We start from the raw sequence: 19,405 nt of genomic DNA, 5'->3' as shown, positions 1-19,405 counted from the left end.
GTTACGGAAGATCAGCTGTCGTATTCTCAGTGATCGAGCGCGCTTGCCGACAGAAGGATCCTAGTCATGCTGAATGATCGCGAAAATATCCTGGTCGCGCTCCGCGAAAAGCCACTCAAAGTCTATGAAGTCATGAAACGCGCCAACGTCGTGAACGAAGAAGCTTGCCAGTCCCTCCTGTTGAAGATGCGCGACGAGGGCTTGGTGAAGTTCGATATCCACAAAGGGCGATGGCTCATCGGATGATTCGAGAAATTGCGGCGACCGTCCATCGTTGATCGCAGAAGACCCGCTGCGGTGCTCAAGAACACACTCAGACTCGAAGGATTAGCGGCAGCTTTCATCCTGGATCGATATCGCCGCACCTTGTATAGTCCTTAGCGCCCGCAACGCTCACAGAGGACCGGTCAAGTGAGTCTCAAAGCCGTCGTCTTCGACGCCTACGGAACGCTCTACGACATCCAGTCGGTCTCAGAGATCACCGAGGATGCGTTTCCGGGCTACGGCGAGATCATCACGCAAATCTGGCGGATCAAGCAGCTCGAATACACCTGGTTGCGCTCGATGATGCGGCGTTACCAGGATTTTTCCGCGGTTACGCGTGACTCGCTCGCGTATACGCTGCGCGTGCTGGGGCTTGCCTGCGAGAACGAGACATTCGAGCGCGTGATCGAGAAGTATCTGCATCTCGATCTCTATCCGGATGCGGTAGCAGCGCTTGAAGCCTTGAAGCCGCGAAAGCTCGCCATCCTCTCCAATGGCAGCCCGGACATGCTGAATGCGCTGGTGCGCAACTCCGGCCTCGACCGTCTGCTCGATGCCACCATCAGCGTCGATGCCAAGGGGATCTTCAAGCCGAGCCCGCAGGCCTATGAGCTGATCGGTGAGACGCTCGGCACCGCGTCCGAGGAGGTGCTGTTCGTCTCCTCAAACCCCTGGGACGTCGCGGGCGCGAAGGCGTTCGGATTGAACGTCGCCTGGATCGAACGGGTGACACCGGAGGCGATGGCGCTGGCTTGCGTCGAGAACGAACTCGTGGCACCGCTGACCATGTTTAGGGCGATCCGCACCCAGATGGATGAACTCGGCTTTGCGCCGGACCACCGCGTCCACGCGCTCTCCGAGCTGGCAAAGATCGCTTAAGCATCGTCACCCGCCCGTGAGACATGAATGAGCCTGGAATCCGTTCGCGCCTTCTTCGCCGAGAAAGCCCCCGACATCTCCGTCATCGAATCCCCGATCAGCTCCGCGACCGTGACGCTTGCCGCAGAGGCCTATGGCGTCGAGCCCGGGATGATTGCCAAGACGCTATCGCTGCGCATCGGCGAGCGCGTGATCCTGATCGTCGCCGCGGGTACCTCACGCATGGACAACAAGAAGGTGAAGGCGCAATTCGGCGGCAAGCCGAAGATGCTGGGGCTGGAAGAGGTCGCCGAGATCACCGGCCATGAGGTCGGCGGCGTCTGCCCGTTCGGGCTGAAGTCGCCGCTGCCGATTTACTGCGACGTCTCACTGAAAGCGTTCGACATCGTGGTGCCGGCCGCGGGCTCGACCCATAGCGCGGTGCGCATTGCGCCCGACCGGATGGCCGAGCTGACCGCTGCCGAATGGGTCGATGTCTGCGAGCACAAGCCCTAGCCAGCGCTAGTCATCGTCGTCGTAAGGCTGCGGCTGCGCCAGCGGAGGCGCAGCGTTGTAGCGCGGTGGCGGCACAGGCCGTCCGCGCGGAACCTGTTGCTGCGGCGGAATCTGGTTGTTGGACTGGAACACGGCGCGACACGCGCTCGACAGCTGCGGCGTGTTCTGTTGCAAACAAGCCGTGATACGATTCACGTCCGGAATCTGGTCGCTGCACAGCCGCCACACATCCGGCGTGCAGGCCATCTGCTGTTCCATCGTGCCGCGATTGTCCTGCGCAAAGGCCGCGCCCTGCGCGACCATGCCGCCAACTGCAAGCGCCACACTCAGCGCAATCCGCTCTGTCCGCATCTCTCGATTCCTTCCCGAGGTCTCTCGATTTGTCTTCAATCAATGAGACGCGGTCAGGTTCTCACCCAACAAAAGAATGTGAAGGGGTGGCCGGAACCTACTCCACCTTGCCGATCTTCTTCACCGCCGCGATCAGCCGCTTGCTGTCGGTCGCCACGAATTCGGAGAACGCCGGCGCGTCCTGATAGGCGACGAGACTGCCCGAGGTATCGAAAGCCCTGAGCACATCAGGGCTTGTCATCACCTGCGCCATCGCCTCGCGCAGACGGCTGGCGATCGGCGCGGGAAGAGAGCGCTGAGCAAACAGCCCGGCCCAGATGTACATCTCGACATCCTTGTAGCCGAGCTCCTGGAAGGTCGGCACGTCGGGGAAGCTCGCGATGCGCTTGGCGCCGCAATTGCCGAGCACACGCAACTTGCCGTCGTCGACCTGCGGCTTCAGCGTCCCCGGTGCCGCCGCGATCGCCTGCACGGTGCCGCTGAGCAACCCGGTGAGCGCGGGACCGGCGCCGCGAAACGGCACATGCAGCAGCTTGATGTCGGCACTATTGGCAAACATCTCCATAGCCACATGCAGCGTGCCGTAAGGCCCGGACGAGCCGTAGGTGATCTGGCCGGGCCGCTTCTTCGCGTCCTCGACGAAATCCTGCGCCGTCTTCCAGGGGGCCGAGGCCGGCACCGCGAGCAGCGTGGGATCGGCGAGCACACGCGCGATCGGCATGAACTGCGAGACTTCATAGGCGACCGGACGGTCGAACAGCCGGTCAGCCTCGGGGAGCACCGCGAGCGAGGATAGCGTCATCAGCAGCGTGTAGCCGTCGGGCTCCGCGCGCGCCGCCGCAGCATTGCCGACCGATCCGCCGCCACCGCCGGCGCGGTTGTCGACGATGACGGGCTTGCCGAGGATCCGCTCCAGCGCCATCGCGACGGGACGCGCCGCGAGATCGGCCTGTCCGCCAGCCGGGAACGGGACGATCATGGTGATGTTGCGCGCCGGATAGGTTTGCGCGTGGGCCTCGTCCGGCAAAGCAGCCCGCAGCAGCGGCAATGCCGCAGCGGCGCGCAAGAGATCGCGTCGATCCATCATAATCCCCTCGCCCCCGATTTTCTTTTGTTTCGCCAGCCTAACGTGCCACGCAGCAAGAACAAGGCGTTAACGAAGCATTGACCATGTCCGGCCCCGTCAGGAACGCATCCGTGAACCCGCTGTTTCCCTCCCAGGGAGTGAGTGATGCGGAATCTTGCGACCATCGACGTCGCCCTGGACGAGATGCTGGTGAATCTCGCAGCGATCGTCCTGCGGCTTTCGAAGCCCGAGATGACGCGGACGCCGGAAGCCCGGCGCGCGTTGGCGCAATCCGTCCATCAATATGCCGTGTGCGCGGCACGATCGACCGACCCGCGGGTGCATGAATTGAAGTCGCAGCTGGAGGGGACGCTGAAGCCGAACTTGCGCATTGTCGCAATCGACGGCGTGAAGGTGTCGTAGTCGGATTCGGTCGTTGAACCGCTCGCTCTAAGACCCCTTCACCTTTCCGCGAGACCGCCGCTTGCAGGTGCCCGGCAGCTTGGCCGCGAGGAAATCGCCGAGGGCTTCGACGCGGGCGGGACGCGGGCCGCCGGGCGGGGTCACGAGGTGCACGGCGCCTTCGGCCTGCTTCCAGTCTTTCAGGATCACTTCGACCTCGCCCGATGCAATCGCTTCGCCGACGATGAACTCAGGAAGCTCGGCGATGCCGAGGCCGGCGATCAGCGCCGGCATCACCGCTTCGCCATTGTTGACGCGAAGCTGTCCGCCCGGGCGCACGCTGGCCTGCTCGCCGGCGGCGTTGGTGTAGTGCCAGACATTGGGCGTCGAGAGATAGGCGTAGCTGAAGCATTTGTGCTCGGCCAGATGCATCGGATGCGTCGGCCGTCCATGTTGCTTGAGGTAGGACGGCGCAGCCACCGTGAAGCGTGGCATGGTGAAGAGCCGCCGCGCGATCAGCGAGGAATCCGGCAGGCGCGCGATCCGCACCGCCATGTCAAAACCCTCGCCGATCAGATCGACGGTCGCATCGCTCAAATGCAGATCGACCGAGACTTCCGGATAGGCCTCGAAAAACTCCGGTAGCAGCGGCGCCACCGCCTTGATGCCGAACGTCATGGGCACGGCGAGCCGCACCAGCCCGCGCGGCGCCACCGATTGCGCCAGCGCCTCGTTCTCCGCAGCCTCCCCGTCGGCCAAAAGGCGCGTGGCGCGGTCGGCAAGCTTGTGCCCGGCATCGGTCAGCGCGAGCCGGCGCGAGGTACGGTTGAACAGGCGAGCGCCGAGCCGCTCCTCCAGCCGGGTCACCGCCTTGGACACCGTGGCCTTGGACATTGCGAGCTCGCCCGCTGCCCCCGCAAACGACCGTAATTCCACGACTTTTGCGAAAATCGCGAGCGCCTCGAAATCGGGGAGTTTTGCCATGGCAGCCGGCCTCTAAAGGTCTATTCAGGAAACAATACGTTTCAATGGTTTCTATTTCTATACCACAAGCGGAGGCTTATCCAAGGGTCATCAGACATTCAGGACTGGAGAAATCCAATGACCAAGAAGCTCTCAGGCAAGGTTGCCCTCGTCACCGGCGGCTCGCGCGGCATCGGCGCGGCCTCGGCCCGCGCTCTCGCTGATGAAGGCGCAGATGTCGCCATCAGCTACGTCGCCTCGCCTGACAAGGCCGAAGCGGTCGTCGCTGAGTTGAAGGCCCGCGGCGTCAAGGCCCGTGCCTTCAAGGCAGATCAGGCCTCGGCCAAGGACGTCACCAAGCTCGTCAACGATGTGGCGAAGGAGTTCGGCCATCTCGACATCCTCGTCAACAATGCCGGTGTCGCCGCGGGCGGCGCGACCGACGATGCCAATGCCGATACCAGCGCGCTGGAACGTCAGGACTCCGTCAACGTACATGGCGTGATCGCGGCGATCCGCGCCGCCTCGCAATTGATGGGTGAGGGCGGACGCATCGTCACCGTCGGCTCGATGCTGGCCGACCGCGCCTCGTTCCCGGGTCTTGCCGACTACGTCGCCACCAAGGCGGCGGTGGTCGGCTACACCAAGGGCGCGGCACGCGATCTCGGCCCGCGCGGCATCACTGTCAACGTGGTGCAGCCCGGCTCGATCAACACCGACATGAACCCGGACGACGACCGCGACTTCGCGGAAGCCCAGCGCAAGCAGCACGCGCTGCAACGCTTCGGACGCCCCGAGGAAGTCGCCGCCGGAATCGTCTTCCTCGCAAGCCCGGAAGCCTCCTTCGTCACCGGCACCGTGCTCAACGTCGACGGCGGGTTTGGCGCCTGATCAAAGCGCCTCCCCTCCAACACAAGGATTACGCAAATGATCGAACTCAGACCTTTCGACAAACTCGGCGGCGCCGATCACGGGTGGCTCAAGGCCAAGCATCATTTCTCCTTCGGCGGTCACTATGACCCGAACAACATGGGTCATGGCGCCTTGCGGGTGTGGAACGACGACGAGATCGCGCCGAACACCGGCTTTCCGGCTCATCCCCACGCCAACATGGAGATCATCACCTATGTGCGCGAGGGCGCGATCACCCATCAGGACAGCCTCGGCAACGAGGGACGGACTGAAGCGGGCGACGTGCAGGTGATGAGCGCCGGCAGCGGCATCCGCCACTCCGAGTACAATCTGGAGCCGAGCAAGACCCGGATCTTCCAGATCTGGATCGAACCGACGCAACGCGGCGGCCAGCCGACCTGGGGCTCAAAGCCGTTCCCGAAGTCGGACCGCTCCGGCAAGCTCGTCACCATCGCGAGCGGAATCGAGGGTGACACGGACGCACTGCCGATCCGCGCCGATGCGCGGGTGCTCGCCACAACGCTGAAGGCCGGCGAGAGCGCGGAGTACGAGCCCGAGAGGTCACGGAACCTCTATCTCGTGCCCGCGGCAGGTTCAGTCGAGATCAACGGCGTCCGCGTCAATGCCCGCGACGGCGTCGCGATCCGCGACGAGGAACGGCTGAAGATCACGGCGCTGGAAGACACCGAGCTCGTGCTCGTCGACGCGGCGTAAGCGCCGCGCACACAGAACAACTCAATTCATCATTCAACGGAGACCACCATGACCAAAGTTCTCGTCCTGTATTATTCCGCCTATGGCCACATCGAAGCGATGGCCAATGCGGTTGCCGAAGGCGCGCGCGAAGCCGGCGTCACCGTCGACATCAAGCGCGTGCCGGAGCTGGTGCCAGCTGAAGTCGCGAAGGCCTCCTATTACAAGGTCGATCAGGCCGCGCCTGTCGCCGAGATCGCGGACCTCGCCAATTACGACGCAATCATTGTCGGCACCGGCACCCGCTTCGGCCGCATGGCCTCGCAGATGGCGAACTTTTTGGACCAGGCCGGCGGGCTCTGGGCCAAGGGCGCATTGCACGGCAAGGTCGGCGGCGCCTTCACCGCGACCGCGACCCAGCATGGCGGCCAGGAGACGACGCTGTTCTCGATCATCACCAACCTCCTGCATTTCGGTATGACCGTGGTCGGCCTGAACTACGGCTTCGCCGGCCAGATGAAGCTCGATGAAGTCACCGGCGGCTCGCCCTACGGCGCCACCACGATCACCGGCGGCGACGGCAGCCGTCAGCCCAGCGCCAACGAGCTCGCCGGCGCGCGCTATCAGGGACGCCAGATCGCGGAGACCGCCAAGAAACTTCATGGCTGAGCTTCATGGCTGAGCCTCGCAATTAAGCTTTACGACCGACAGCATCGCCGATGCGACGCGGGCGGCATTCTCATTCGGGAATGCCGCCTGACTTAACGTTGTGACGCAATGGTCACCCGCTAGGCCTGCGTGATGTCGGCGTGAGGCTTGATTGAATCCGTCACGACAGGCGCCGGTGCCGTCGACAACCACCAGCCCTCACCGGCGAACCAGCACGTCTCGTCGGGAGCGCCCTCTCTCCGCAACGACTGCACGCCATCCCATCCTCCTGCGAACGCCTCGGCCAGCCGCCGGGCGGCATCCGCATCCTGCAATCCCGCACAGCCGATGAATTGCGCACGCCCCAGGAATTTGGCCGGCCAGACCGCACCCTCGTCAGGGCGCGCGATCATCAACATGCCGCCGAGCATGCCTTCAGGCGCCAGCGGAAACACCAGCCGTCCGCCGGGCCGCAAGGCATCGAGCCATTCCGTGGCCGGCTGCGCCGCGCCCGCGCAGACATAGATCACGTCAGCAGCCGGCAGATCGGACGCGATGCCCGAACGTTCGCGCACCTCGACATGGGCGATGTCCTTCAGATTCTCGCGCGCGAGCCCTGCCAGACGTTCGTCGATCTCATAGGCATGGACACGGCCGCCGGGGCCGACGAGATGCGCGAGGATCGCGGTGTAGTAACCACTGCCCGCGCCGATCTGGATCGCGGTCTCGCCTTCCTTCACAGCGCAGCCGCTGAGCCAATAGGCGTGCGCGCCAGGCATCCCGATATTGAGGCCGCGCGCGCTGTCGAGCGCCAGCAGCGCGTTCTGATAGAGGAACGCGGGGTCATCATCGGGCGTCACGACATAGGGATGGCCACCGAGGGAGATCGACCACGGCCCGGGCCCGACGAAAGGCTCGCGCCTGACGGTCCGAAAAGCCTCCTCGATACGGGGATCCGCGGCCCTCGCCGCGGCGCAGATCAACTGCGCATAGAATGCGCGATATTTTGCCGAACGATCTTCCATGTCGCCTCCGGGAAACGGAAGGCGACGATAACACGACCATTGCGATAGTCGAATGACCTGAGCAACCCCCGGCTTTGCACGCTCTAGCGTGCGGCCTTGCCCATCGCGCGCGCCGCGAGGGCGGCCAGCCTTGGATGACGGCGCAGCCCCTGCGCGGCATGATCGCGCCAGACGTAAGGCACGCCGCGCCAGGACAGTGCGACGCTGACATCGGTCAGCGGCACCTGTTCGGCGCCGAGGCGGCGCTTGTAGTCCTGGTTGCCGATGCTGAGATCGAAGCGGCGCACGCCCTGCGCATGCAGCGCCTCCATGGTGCGTTCAGTTACGAGCAGTCCGGGAGAGAAGTTCGCCCAGGTCTTGCCGGTATGACTGATGCGCAGCAGGAAATAGGTCGCGCCGTATCGAACGCCGAGCGTGGTCGCAACGATGCCCTTGTCGCAGACCAGCGCCGAGACGACGGCATAGCCTTCAGCAACACCTTGCCGCGCCACCTCGCGATAGAAACTCGCGTGAACATCGTCGTTGAGAACGAAGGGCGAGCCAAGCTGCCTCATCCGTTCCTCCTGCTGCACATCCATCACATCGAGCAGCTCGCGCGCGCGCGCGACATCCGTAGCGATCTCGAACCGCGCGTTGCCAAGACGGCTGAAGACGCGCCAGCACCGCGGCAGCTGTAGACGCCTGAGCGACGCCCTATAGTCGGCATAGTCGTCGCCCATGAGCACGAGGTTGCCGTTGACCGAGCAGGATCCGATACGGCCGAGCGACACCAGCGGGTTCGGCTTGCCGCCGACATGAGCCGGCATCTTCTTCAGGCGCAACAGGTCGAAGCCGTCAGGCAGGGCGCGCAGGGCATCGACCAGCGCCGCACTGATTGCGCGCGCGCCGGCCGCATCGAACGTCGCATCGCATGCCAGGATCGGCGCGTTGTTGTCGGAGATGCCGAGATCGGCGAACTCGACGACACGGATGCCGCGCCTGACATGGCTCATCATCGGCACCACCGCGATGTCCCTGCCGGTCGCGGCATCGGAGATCAATGCGATCAGCGGGGCATGTTCGTGAAACGCCTCGTACCAGGCATCGAGCCAATAACCATGCTGGAAAGCGGTGCGATGGCCGGCCTTCAGGCGCAATGCGGCATGCTGCCAGTCACGCAGGAAATCGACCGCGATTCCCGACGTGCTGGACACAAGATCATCTGGTTGCTCGACGCTGAGGAACGTCATCCGCGGGGCATGTGGTTACTGAATGTTTCCAGATAGATTATGTTTTGCCGTGGACCACAAGTTACGTCGCTGCTTATCGTTAAGCGGATACCACTTCCCTGTCCCCGCGACAGATCAGCCGCTGCGACAAGCTGTCAGCGGTCGGGTTCCATCGGCTCAACGCATTGGAACCTGGCCAGGAAGTGCAGACCGGCGGCGGCCAGCGCGAACATGAACCAGACCGGATTCTGCCGTTCGAGCAGGAAGGTCTCGGTGGTCCCGAAATAGAGGCCGAACAGCCATATCGTCAGGAACAGCTTGCCCAGCGCATTGCTGCGATTGTGGGCCTGGACCGTCTGGAAGTTGCGAAGCGGGGCGAATACGAAGATGAGGATGACCAGCAGCAGGCCCGGCAGGCCGATGGTAACGGCGAGGTCGAGATAGCTGTTGTGGCTGTGCGCCGCCGTCACCGCCCATTCAGAGCCCTTGGCGGTCTGGCGCTCGGTCACATCGTCCCAGAACGCCGCATAGCCGTGGCCGATGATGGGCTTTTCGGCGACGGCCGCGAGTGCGAATTCCCAGATATCGGAACGGCCGGTGAAGGTGGGATCGACGGGGAGCAGCCGCGTCACGGACCCCAGCGACGGGCTCAGGACGCTGCCGACCGTCAGCAGGTTCATCACGATCAATGGCGCAAAGCAGATGATCCGCTTCAGCCACAGGCTGCGCGTGACGTAGACGAGCGAGGCCAGCGCATAGATCGCGAGGCACAGCACCGAGGAGGTCTTGCCGCCGGTGAAGATCAGGAAGATGCCGGCAAGCAGCGCGATCGCCGGCCCCATCACGAACGAGCCGACCGCGGACAGGTAAATACCGAGATAGACCAGGATAGTCATCACCGGCGAGGCGACGTTCTTGTGGCCGAAACTGCCGCGCCAGTCGCCGGCGAGCTGCGGCTCGGTGATGTCGAGCGCGGTGTGGATGGAATATTGCGGCGCGAGGAAGACGCCGATATAGCACAGCGTCAGCAGCACGAGAGCGGCGCCGCCGAGGCACACATTGAAGCTGCGCTGCGTCGGCGGCAGCAATGGCAACAGCACGGCGATCGACGTCACGCTGGCGGCGAGAACGAAGCGTTGGATCGAAACGCCACGGCTCTCGGAGAAGACGATATTGATCAGCATCCAGCCGACAAGGCAGAGATGCAGCGGCGTCACCAGGCTCTTCAGCGAGGGCGCATCGGTGGCCGCGACGAACAGCACCGCCACTCCTGCCAGGAGGCCCCAGCAGACGTAGGTGAGCGCCATTCGTCCGCCGACGACAGTGGCGACGTCTTCGCTGCGTAGGTCGGGAAACGGATCGAGCGTCACCAGCACGAGCAGCAGAGCTGCCAGTGCGACAAGGCAGCGCGCCGCCTGCACGGCATTCAGCCCGGCAAGCCCGTCGCGCAGGACGTGGCCGAGCGATCGGGCCTCGACGTCGGTCATGTCAGCGGCGCTGCGATCCATGGCTTAGGGCGGTGGCTCAAGGCAGGTCTGATGAATCCCGCAAAGATCCAGGTCTTAGCCCATCCCCGTTAACCATCCGTCAACCAGCATGCCGGAGGTCGCGGACACCCTTTGCTGCCGCGCCACGCTGCGCGCGATCTCGTAATATTGCAGCGCGCGCTGTTCCAGCGTCAGAGTGTCGAGCACGAAGCCCCGCGGATCGAACGTTTTGGCGGCACAGCCGGACCAGAATTCGTCCCAGCCCGCCTCGAACGCCGCTGTGTCGGCGAATTTGGCGCCGCAACGATCGTCCCAATACGGCACCGACGACACCGGCGCGAACTGCACGCGGTGCGGATAATAATCGGGGTCGCGCCACGGGCCGCCGGGATCCCAGGCAAATACCGGCACGCCGCACGACAGCGCCTGCTGATAGGCGATGCCCTGGCTCTCGTTCTGGCACAGGAAGATCATCGCGCGGCAACGCGCCAGCGCGTCCTGATAGTCCTCTTCCTTGTAACTGCCGTAACGCAGCTCCGTGAACGAGCGCCCCTCCTGGCGGAGCCGGGCGCGGACGGGCTCAATCAAATCGGGCGCATAGCGCTCGCGGTCCCAGTGGACCTTGTCGTAGATCAGGACGTCGACGGACTTTTGTGAAGCGCGCGACGGCGCCCAGAGATCGGTGTCGATGCCGACCGGCCAGGCTTCAGTATCCGGCCAATACGGCCGGTACATGTCGGCGTACCATGGGCCGGGCACCACGACCTTCTTCACCGGAAGCCGCTTGAACAGATCGAGATCGTCGAGCGGATGATTGTGGGCAGCAACCCCGAGCAGGATCGGGTTCTTCCACGCGAACTTGTCGAGCAGGAAGGTGCGGCCGATGATGCAGGCGACTTCCTCGGGATGCTGCGCGATATAGCCGTAATCGTTGACGCGGTAGCGGATATCGAGCCGATCGAGCCCTGCGCAGAGGTTGAGGAACACACGCAGCTGGCCGCTCATGCGCGGCTCGCCGAACAGCATGCGGCGCGCCATGCGCCGCAGATGCCGGTCGCCGGGAAACCAGCGATCGTCCTTGTCCTCGTAGAAGAGGTTGAGGACCATGTCGTCGGGATCGTAGTCGAATGTCTTTGCGGGCACAGGGTCCATCCGCGGCAGCCTGATGCGTATTCTCGCATGGGACCGGCTGACGCACTCGTCCAAGTTAGCGACAGACTTAACGCCACAGGCTTAACGCTAATTGACGAAACCAGCCTCGCCCGGGCCTTCGCAGCAATGATTTGGGCGTTATGTGAGTATCATCCGCAACGGCCGAGGCTGCGCTCCGCAACTCCAGCTGCGGCCCGGTTAACAAACCATTAAAGACGAGCCGCCGCTTGACCACCGCCGACGACATTCTGGATTCACCGGCCGCCGCATTCGCGGCAAAAGGCGCACGCACCGCATTGTCGGCGGCTTCTCACACGCCGGTCTCCGTCATCATCCCTGCCAAGAATGCTTCCGCGTTCATCGGCGAGACCATCGCAAGCGTACTGACGCAAGGCGACGTGACCGAGGTGATCGTCGTGGACGACGGCTCGACCGACGACACCATAGCGATCGTTCGTGCCATCCGCGATCCCCGCCTGCGCCTGATGCCGAATGACGCCTCGGGCGTATCGGCTGCGCGAAACCTCGGCGCGCTGAGCGCGCGCGGCGACTGGCTGATCTTCCTCGATGCCGATGACCGCCTGCGCCCCGCCGCGGTGACGACCCTGCTGACGGCAGCCAAGGCCGCTCCCCACGCAATTCTGGTCTATGGCGACTACAACACGATCGACAGCGATGGCCGGCCGATCGGCCGCCGCGACCTGCTCAAGGGCCGCCGCAAGCCATCTGGCGACGTGATGGAACGGCTTGCCTGCGGCAACTTCATCGTCAATGGCGGCATCATGCTGGTTCGTGCCGACGCCTTCCGCGCGGCCGGCGGCTTCGACGTCTCGCTCAGATATTGCGAGGACTGGCATTGCTGGTGCCGCCTCGCCGCGCTCGGCGAGTTCGCATTCGTCCCGGAACTTCTGCTCGACTATCGTCTGCACACCGCCAACACCATGAACGCGGCAGTGCGGACACCACAGGACTTCTTCCCAGCGGTCGCGCGCGTATTCGATGATCCTTTGATCCTCGCCCGGCTGCCCGCAAGCGCCGTGCCTCGGCTGCGCCAGGCGGCCGAGATTCATCTCGTGACCTATTCGGCGACGCAAGCAGTCCGCTTCGGCAGGTACCGCGACGCCCTCGCCTATCTCGGCATGGTTGGACGGCGATCGCCCAGAGCAGTGCCACGGTCCGCGATCAAGATCGCGCTCGCTTATCTTGGAATCTAGCCGCCCGACTCAAGAACGTCAGGTCACGATCTTGGAAGCCTCATAGGGCTTCGGATCGAAGCCGAAGGCCGCGAGCGCAGATCCAAACGCCACCATCACGGGATGCATCGCGACGACGGCCTTCGAGGTCGGCAGCAGCCGGGCCGCACGCAGCAGCGACAGCGGCAAACGCCCGAGCATCTGCGCGAATACCCGCGCCCGGGCCGCCACGCCCCGCGCGGCCTTGTGCTGTACACGATAATTGATCGCGCCGATGCGCAGGCAGCGCTTTGCGATCCAGCTGAAGCTGGTGCGGCTCTGCGGCACGGTCTCGGTGATGACGGCCTCCGCCGTCCAGTGGAAGATCATTCCGGCATTGCGGCAGCGCACGAAAAAGTCGCAATCGCCGCCGCCGAGGAAGTTGAAGCGCAGATCGAAGGCCGGACTTTCGAGCCGGTCGAACGCCGCACGCGTGATCAGGCAATTGCCGCAGCCATAGATCAGCGGCACCGCGCCAGTGTAGTCGTAGGCCGGGCAGAAGACGGGATGACGCGCGAGCCAGGGCTTGCTGTCGTCGTCGAAGACCGGCAACACCGGCCCGCCGACCACGTCGGCGCCGGTTGCTTCCGCGGTGCGGACCATCAGCTCGAGCCAGTCGGACGAGGCGATCTCGTCGTCGTCGATCATCAGGAAACGGGTCGCGGCGGGAAACAGCGCCTGCGCCGTCTCGAAGGCGGCGTTGATCGCCTGGACGTTGCCCTGCCGCTTTTCGACCAGGCAGATGCCCTGGAGCCTGCCATCGGCGAGATACTCCGCGGCGACTGGCGCGCTCTCGCGCCCTGCCGCATCGTTCTCAACCATGACCACCGCGAAGGAGCGCGGGGTACGCTGGCTCGCGAGCGAGTCCAGCGTCAGCCGCAGATGCTGCGGGCGGCGGAAGCAGGGAATACAGACGACGATGCCGACCGACAGATCGATGACCCGGGAGCTCGCCGCGATCTCCCGGCTGGGATCGCGCAACGTTTCCGAGATCCGGCTGGCGGACAGGTCTGTCGGGATCAGTGTCATGGCGCTCTAGATGCCCGAGATATGTTGAAAAAGCCCTGCGCCGGTCGCGCCGTCTCGCGACGGCACAGCGCGGCGGAACAGATGCGTGCCAAAGTGAACAGTCCGACCGAGGCGCGAGACGGCACCATCCGAATGATCTCCCGACAATGCAGACGTGCCACCATACGCTTAACCGCTTTCGCGTGTTTCCCCTGCAAATCCATGCGCAAGTGGTACTGCAATTCGCAGTCCATCATCCGCCGACGGTGCGGGGCAGAGAATGCCGTAGTTAACGCCCATGCGCATTAACCCGACCGTAAGCACCGCGACCGGTGAAGCGGGGCGGCATCAGATTTGCTCTTCGGGCATACGACATTTTTCCTGTAAATTTGAATCGAACAAGCGCGGTCAGAAAATATGAACAAACCAGCCACGATCGATTTCGCGACAGCCACGGCGACCAACGCCCCCGCAGCCACTGCACACACCCAGGCACTGCTCGATCTGGTCCCCGGCGAGGCCCGCGACAGCCTGCTCGCCGTTCACGACTTGCTGCGCCGCGAGCTGCCGCAGGGACAGCTCGCGACCTATGAAGCCGGCGGCGGCTCGTGCAGCTTTCTGCCGACAGAATTGCTGAGCCGCAGCCACGTCACCGTCGTCGACATCGACGAGGACCAGGTCAAGAACAACAATTATGCGGACGAGGCGATCCTCGGCGACGTGCAGACCTACCGCTCCACGCCCGAGAGCTTCGATCTCGTGATCTGCTACAACGTGATCGAGCATCTTCCCGATGTCGAAGCTGCGCTGCTGAATTTCCGCGACGCGCTCAAGCGCGGCGGGATGATCCTGATCGGCGCGCCCAATCCGCGCTCGCTGTCCGGCGTCGTCACCAAATACTCGCCGCACTGGTTTCACGTCTGGTTCTACCGGTACATCCGCGGCATCAGGAATGCCGGCCTGCCCGGCGAGCCGCCGTTCCCGACCTTCTTTCATCCGCTGGTGACGCTGCCGCGGCTCGAAGCATTCGCAGACGCCAACGGCCTCGAGATGATCTACCGCCGCGAGGTCGAGAGCCCGCGCTATCCCGAGATGCGCCGGCGCAAGCCGCTGTTCGCGGCCCTGGTCGACGCCGGCGCCGCTGTGCTCAACGCCGTGCTGCCGCGCGGCACCGACGTCCGCCGCGGCGATTATCACGTCATCCTGCGGAAGATCTGACGACGATGCGCGCGCTGCTCGTGGCACAACGTGTGAGGCTTCGCGGCCTCGCGGCGCGCGGTAACGAACCGTTAATCTCTGGGGGGCCTCAGCGTCACTACGACGCGTCGAACGGCGGCCTGCGCTTAAACGCTTTGTTTGCCATTTCGGTGAATAGTCCCTCAATGAGTATGGTTAATTTTCCCTGTTGCGTTGATTGGGCACCTATATCCTTGGTGCGTGGCGTAAAGCGAAGAGTAACCCCTCAGCCCGCGACAGTTGGAATGGAAGCTGGGGATCATGCTTGACTATAACCAGCCGATAGACCGGGTCAGACCAGAGGCCCCGCAGCAGAGGTCCGAAGCCGGCTTCAGCGTGCTGGAACTGGTCAATCTGCTGTGGCGCCGCAAGATCGCGATTGCGGCCGCCGCGCTGCTCGGCGCGACGCTTGCGGTCACCGCCGGCAAGAGCCTGACGCCGCGTTACACCGCCACCGCGCAGCTCTATGTCGATCCGCGCGAGCTTCAGCTCGTCGATCGCGAGCTCACGCCGCGCGCGCAGGACGTCTCCGGCATGTCCATGGTGGTGGAGAGCCAGGCGCGCCTGATCACCTCCAACAGCGTGCTGCTTCGGGTGATCCAGGAGGCCGGCCTAGACAAGGATCCGGAATTCGGCGGCGGCGGTGATACCAAAACGCTGATGTCGTCTCTGCTCGGCCTGATCGGCCTTCAACCCCGCGCGTCCTCCCCCGCGGAGACGAAGGAAGTGCAGCTCGGGGCGCTCGAGGTGCTGAACCGGCACATCACGATCCGCAAAACCGAGAAGAGCTTCATCGTCGACATCGAGGTCTGGTCGACCGATCCGGCGAAGGCGGCGATGCTCGCCAACACGCTGACCAGCGCCTACCTCGCCGAATCCCGCAACTCGCAGGCTTCGGCCGCGCGGCGCGCCACCGCCGACCTCTCCGGCCGGCTGAAGGAGTTGCGCGAGCGGCTCCGCAACGCCGAGACCGTGCTCGCCACCTACAAGGCCCAGAACAATTTCGTCGGCACCCAGGATGCGCTGATCAGCGACCAGCAGCTGTCCGCCAGCAACCAGCGGCTTTCCGCCGCCCGCGCGGCGACGATGGACGCACAGGCGCGGCTCGACCAGATCGAGGCGAGCCGGCGTACGGCGGCGGACGCCGGCGCGATTCCCGAGGCGCTGCAATCGCCGACCATCGCGAATTTGCGTGCCCAATATGCCGATGCCCGCAAGAAATATGCGGAGCAGACCGCCGAGCTCGGCCCGCGCCATCCGTCGCTGCGCCAGACTGAGAAGCAGGTCGAGGATCTCAAGCGCACCATCAGCGAAGAGATCGATCGCTTCGCCCAGTCGGCCAAGAACGATCTGACGCGTTCCCGCGACTTTGAGGCCTCGCTCAGCCGGGCGCTGGAAGCGCAGAAACGGCAGAGCGTGCAGCTCAGCCAGGCCTCTGTGCGCCTGCGCGAGCTCGAGCGCGAGACGGATGCCAGCCGCGACGTCTATCAATCCTTCCTCAAGCGCTCGCGCGAAACCGAGGAGCAGGAGACGCTCAACACCTCGGCGGCTCGCGTCATCGGTGAAGCGACCGTGCCGCAGCGGCGCTCGTTCCCGCCGGCGATGAGCCTGTTCGCGATGATCGGCTTCGTCTTCGGCGCGATCGCGGCTTCAAGCTGGTTCGCCGCAGCCGAGTTGCTGTTCGCCGGTGCGCCCACACCGGCCCGCCGTGAACGCAGCGCAGCGCCGCAGGCGCCCCGCGCTCCGGAAGTTGCTCATGCGCGTCCCGAACTTGACGCCTCACCGCTGCAAGCTTCGACGATGGAAAGCCCCCTGATCGAGAAACCGCTGATCTCGTGCCTCCAGGAGGCCGACGTCATCCATACGCTGGGCGCGATTCTCGCGACCGGCGGTGGCGTCGACCTGACACGGCTGGGCTGGCCGACGCTGCGCCCCGGCTTCCCCTTGACGAGCCTGCTCAATACCTGGCGCGACATGCGCGCAGCCTTGGCCCGGCGTGCCGGCGGCAAGGCGATGCCGGTGATTGCGCTGCTCGGTGCCGGCGAAACCGTCGGGCGCAGCGTGACCGCGCTGAATTTCGCGCTCGCAGCCGCGCGCGACGGCGCCCGCGTGCTGATGATCGATGCCGACCATCAGGCACATTCGCTCTCGAACAAGGTCAATCGTCCCGGCAAGAGCGAGCCGAGCGCACGCGGCTGGCTCTCGATCGGCAGCAAGGCCGCGCGCGAGATCAAGACGGTCAACGGCATCTCGGTGCTGCCGGCCGCCGACGGCGACGCCGGCAAGGCGGTTGAAGCCATCCGCAAGGCGATCGCACAGGCGCGGTCCGCCGGCGGCTACGACCTCGTGATCCTCGATGGCCCCGCAATGCCGCTCTCGGCCAGCGCCCGCAAGTTGCTCGATGACACCGATGCGCTGGTGGCGGTGCTGCCGACCAGCCACGACATCAATGACAGTCTCGAAGAAATTCTGAGCACGCTCGGCCGCGCCGAGCGCAAGCTCGTCGGCGTCGTGCTCGATGAGCTCACCCCCGCAACCCAAGCGCGCCAGCGAGGCAGACAATATGCTTGAGCGCCGCGTCAATCTGGACGGCCGGGCTGCCACTGCCGACGTGCCGCGGATCACCATCGGCGGCCTTCGCATGGCCGCGCTCGACCTGGAAGCCACCGCCGATTTCATGATCGAGGCGACCGATCCTGACAATCGCATCGGCCGTCCGCTGCATCTGACCTCGGCCAATGGCGAGGTGCTGGCACGCTGCTCGACCGAGCCGGAGACCGAACGCCTGTTCCGCGGCGCCGACCTGATCAACGCAGACGGCCAGCCGCTGGTGGCGGCCTCAAAACTGCAATCCTGGTTTCCGCTGCCCGAGCGCGTTGCGACCACGGACTTGTTCCACGTCGTCGCGCGCAAGGCCGAAGTGCTCGGCCGCACCTTCTACATGTTTGGCGCCAGCGAGGCCGAGAACGCCGCCGCGGTCGAGAATGTTCGCAATCTCTATCCGAGCCTCAAGATCGTCGGCTACAGCCACGGCTATCTGCGCGGCGACGCCCTGCGAGCGAAAATCGAGGAGATCAACGCGCTCGCACCCGATTATCTCTGGGTCGCGCTCGGCGTGCCCAACGAGCAGGCATTTGTCGAGGAATACACGCCGCTGATGACCAATGTTGGCGTTATCAAGACATCCGGCGGGTTGTTCAACTTTTTATCGGGCAGCCGGTCCCGCGCGCCGCAATGGATGCAGAAGATCGGGCTGGAATGGGCCTGGCGCACCTGTCTCGAGCCACGCCGTTTGCTGTGGCGCTATTTGACCACCAACCCCCGCGCGCTCTATCTTCTCTTCAGCCGCAAACGACCTTCCAATCGCTGAGAGAAGAGTAGAAGACGACATGACCGACCGACCGACTGTCCTCGTCACAGGAGGTGCAGGCTATATTGGCTCGCACGCCTGCCGCGCACTGGCCACCGCCGGCTATCAACCCGTCGTTTATGACAATCTCTCGACAGGCCATCGCAGCTTTGTCGCCGGTCCCCTCGTCACGGGCGATCTGCTCGACGGCGCGGCGCTGGCGCGTGCCTTCGCCGAGCACAAGGTCACGGCCGTGATGCATTTCGCCGCGGCCAGCCTCGTCGGCGAGTCCATGACCGACCCGCAGAAATACTACATCAACAACGTCCAGGGCACGTTGTCGCTGCTCCAGGCGATGCGCAACGCAGGCTGCCATCGCATCGTGTTCTCCTCGACCGGCGCCGTCTACGGCAATGCCGATTCCAAGGAGCTACCGGAAGATTTTCCCTGCGCACCGATCAATCCCTACGGCGCATCAAAATGGATGATCGAGCGCATGCTCGCCGATTATCGCGCAGCCTACGGCTTCGGCGCATTCTGTCTGCGCTATTTCAACGCCAGCGGCGCCGATCCCGCAGGCGGCATCGGCGAGCTGCGTGACAACGAGACCCATCTCATTCCGCGCGCCATGATGGCGCTGCAAGGCCATGTCGACTTCGCCGTGTTCGGCGACGATTACGACACGCCCGACGGTACCGCGATCCGCGACTACATCCACGTTACCGACCTCGCCGCCGCGCACCTCGCGGCCTTGAAGCATCTGGAAACCGGACATGCCGGCGGCAGCTTCAATCTCGGCACCGGCTCCGGCTTTTCCGTGCGCGAGATCCTGAACGCCATCAGGCAGGAGACCGGGCGCGAGGTGCCGCATACCATGAAGCCGCGCCGCGCCGGCGATCCCACCTACCTCGTTGCCGACGCTTCTGCCGCGCGAAAGGTGCTTAACTTCGTGCCGCGCCATTCCGATTTGCCGACCGTGATCCGGACAGCCTGGGCCTGGCACCAGAAGGCGCATCCGCTCAAGTCGCGCTAAAG

At 64.4% G+C, this 19,405-nt stretch carries 20 protein-coding genes; 12 read left to right on the top strand and 8 right to left on the bottom strand.

Features of this window, described 5'->3' with window-relative positions; all coding sequences use genetic code 11:
* The first annotated feature begins 66 nt into the window (after nt 1-66).
* From BMW89_RS23550 to BMW89_RS23540, 3 genes are all read left to right on the top strand, one after another.
* Nucleotides 67-246, top strand: a complete 180-nt coding sequence (locus BMW89_RS23550; RefSeq protein WP_092029413.1) for a hypothetical protein — start codon at nt 67-69, stop codon at nt 244-246.
* Between the two features lie 165 nt (nt 247-411).
* Nucleotides 412-1,143, top strand: coding sequence for a haloacid dehalogenase type II (locus BMW89_RS23545; protein WP_092029412.1), 732 nt, complete (start codon nt 412-414; stop codon nt 1,141-1,143).
* Between the two features lie 27 nt (nt 1,144-1,170).
* Nucleotides 1,171-1,638, top strand: a complete 468-nt coding sequence (locus BMW89_RS23540) for a YbaK/EbsC family protein (protein WP_092029411.1) — start codon at nt 1,171-1,173, stop codon at nt 1,636-1,638.
* Between the two features lie 6 nt (nt 1,639-1,644).
* On the opposite strand, the gene BMW89_RS23535 is transcribed toward BMW89_RS23540, so the two are convergent.
* Nucleotides 1,645-1,989 carry a hypothetical protein gene (locus BMW89_RS23535; protein ID WP_092029410.1) on the bottom strand — a complete coding sequence of 115 codons (345 nt, stop codon included), beginning with the start codon at nt 1,987-1,989 and terminating at the stop codon, nt 1,645-1,647.
* A 97-nt stretch (nt 1,990-2,086) separates the two neighbouring features.
* A complete protein-coding gene (locus tag BMW89_RS23530; RefSeq protein ID WP_092029744.1) occupies nt 2,087-3,073 on the bottom strand; it encodes a tripartite tricarboxylate transporter substrate binding protein in 987 nt (328 codons plus the stop codon).
* Nucleotides 3,074-3,220: 147 nt separating this feature from the next.
* Between BMW89_RS23530 and BMW89_RS23525 the strand changes: the two genes are divergently transcribed.
* The gene (locus tag BMW89_RS23525; protein ID WP_177196261.1) at nt 3,221-3,478 is read left to right on the top strand and encodes a hypothetical protein; all 258 of its coding nucleotides are present in this window, start codon (nt 3,221-3,223) and stop codon (nt 3,476-3,478) included.
* Nucleotides 3,479-3,505: 27 nt separating this feature from the next.
* Here BMW89_RS23525 and BMW89_RS23520 read toward each other — a convergent pair whose 3' ends face one another.
* Nucleotides 3,506-4,441: a LysR family transcriptional regulator gene (locus BMW89_RS23520; protein ID WP_092029408.1), complete on the bottom strand. Its 936-nt coding sequence runs from the start codon at nt 4,439-4,441 to the stop codon at nt 3,506-3,508.
* Between the two features lie 117 nt (nt 4,442-4,558).
* On the opposite strand from BMW89_RS23520, the gene BMW89_RS23515 reads away from it, so the two are divergent.
* From BMW89_RS23515 to wrbA, 3 genes are read left to right on the top strand one after another with little or no spacing between them, the layout of a single operon-like run.
* A complete protein-coding gene (locus tag BMW89_RS23515; RefSeq protein ID WP_092029407.1) occupies nt 4,559-5,311 on the top strand; it encodes an SDR family NAD(P)-dependent oxidoreductase in 753 nt (250 codons plus the stop codon).
* A gap of 36 nt (nt 5,312-5,347) precedes the next feature.
* Nucleotides 5,348-6,046 (top strand): pirin family protein, encoded by a 699-nt coding sequence (locus BMW89_RS23510; RefSeq protein ID WP_092029406.1) that lies wholly within the window; start codon nt 5,348-5,350, stop codon nt 6,044-6,046.
* Between the two features lie 48 nt (nt 6,047-6,094).
* The gene (gene wrbA / locus BMW89_RS23505; protein WP_092029405.1) at nt 6,095-6,694 is read left to right on the top strand and encodes an NAD(P)H:quinone oxidoreductase; all 600 of its coding nucleotides are present in this window, start codon (nt 6,095-6,097) and stop codon (nt 6,692-6,694) included.
* Between the two features lie 119 nt (nt 6,695-6,813).
* Here wrbA and BMW89_RS23500 read toward each other — a convergent pair whose 3' ends face one another.
* The 4 genes from BMW89_RS23500 to BMW89_RS23485 form a co-directional block, all read right to left on the bottom strand.
* Nucleotides 6,814-7,698 (bottom strand): protein-L-isoaspartate O-methyltransferase family protein, encoded by an 885-nt coding sequence (locus BMW89_RS23500; RefSeq protein ID WP_092029404.1) that lies wholly within the window; start codon nt 7,696-7,698, stop codon nt 6,814-6,816.
* Nucleotides 7,699-7,781: 83 nt separating this feature from the next.
* Nucleotides 7,782-8,927 (bottom strand): GNAT family N-acetyltransferase, encoded by a 1,146-nt coding sequence (locus BMW89_RS37995; RefSeq protein WP_177196260.1) that lies wholly within the window; start codon nt 8,925-8,927, stop codon nt 7,782-7,784.
* 134 nt (nt 8,928-9,061) lie between these two features.
* Nucleotides 9,062-10,414, bottom strand: a complete 1,353-nt coding sequence (locus BMW89_RS23490) for an O-antigen ligase family protein (RefSeq protein ID WP_092029403.1) — start codon at nt 10,412-10,414, stop codon at nt 9,062-9,064.
* A 54-nt stretch (nt 10,415-10,468) separates the two neighbouring features.
* Nucleotides 10,469-11,536, bottom strand: coding sequence for a glycosyltransferase (locus BMW89_RS23485; protein WP_092029739.1), 1,068 nt, complete (start codon nt 11,534-11,536; stop codon nt 10,469-10,471).
* 236 nt (nt 11,537-11,772) lie between these two features.
* Between BMW89_RS23485 and BMW89_RS23480 the strand changes: the two genes are divergently transcribed.
* Nucleotides 11,773-12,759 carry a glycosyltransferase gene (locus tag BMW89_RS23480; protein WP_092029402.1) on the top strand — a complete coding sequence of 329 codons (987 nt, stop codon included), beginning with the start codon at nt 11,773-11,775 and terminating at the stop codon, nt 12,757-12,759.
* Between the two features lie 18 nt (nt 12,760-12,777).
* On the opposite strand, the gene BMW89_RS23475 is transcribed toward BMW89_RS23480, so the two are convergent.
* On the bottom strand, nt 12,778-13,806 hold the full coding sequence (locus tag BMW89_RS23475) for a glycosyltransferase family 2 protein (protein WP_092029401.1): 1,029 nt from the start codon (nt 13,804-13,806) through the stop codon (nt 12,778-12,780).
* A gap of 396 nt (nt 13,807-14,202) precedes the next feature.
* On the opposite strand from BMW89_RS23475, the gene BMW89_RS23470 reads away from it, so the two are divergent.
* The 4 genes from BMW89_RS23470 (at nt 14,203) to galE (ending at nt 19,403) form a co-directional block, all read left to right on the top strand.
* A complete protein-coding gene (locus tag BMW89_RS23470) occupies nt 14,203-15,003 on the top strand; it encodes a class I SAM-dependent methyltransferase (protein WP_092029400.1) in 801 nt (266 codons plus the stop codon).
* A gap of 279 nt (nt 15,004-15,282) precedes the next feature.
* Nucleotides 15,283-17,592 carry a GumC family protein gene (locus tag BMW89_RS23465; RefSeq protein ID WP_092029399.1) on the top strand — a complete coding sequence of 770 codons (2,310 nt, stop codon included), beginning with the start codon at nt 15,283-15,285 and terminating at the stop codon, nt 17,590-17,592.
* Entirely contained in the window at nt 17,585-18,391 is an 807-nt protein-coding gene (locus BMW89_RS23460; RefSeq protein WP_092029398.1) for a WecB/TagA/CpsF family glycosyltransferase, read from the top strand. Before BMW89_RS23465 ends, BMW89_RS23460 begins: the two co-directional genes overlap by 8 nt.
* Nucleotides 18,392-18,410: 19 nt before the next feature.
* Nucleotides 18,411-19,403: a UDP-glucose 4-epimerase GalE gene (galE, locus tag BMW89_RS23455; protein WP_092029397.1), complete on the top strand. Its 993-nt coding sequence runs from the start codon at nt 18,411-18,413 to the stop codon at nt 19,401-19,403.
* The last annotated feature ends 2 nt before the right edge of the window (nt 19,404-19,405 follow it).

Source organism: Bradyrhizobium sp. OK095 (assembly GCF_900109945.1).
GTDB lineage: Bacteria > Pseudomonadota > Alphaproteobacteria > Rhizobiales > Xanthobacteraceae > Bradyrhizobium.
This window is presented reverse-complemented; position numbering and strand designations above follow the sequence as displayed.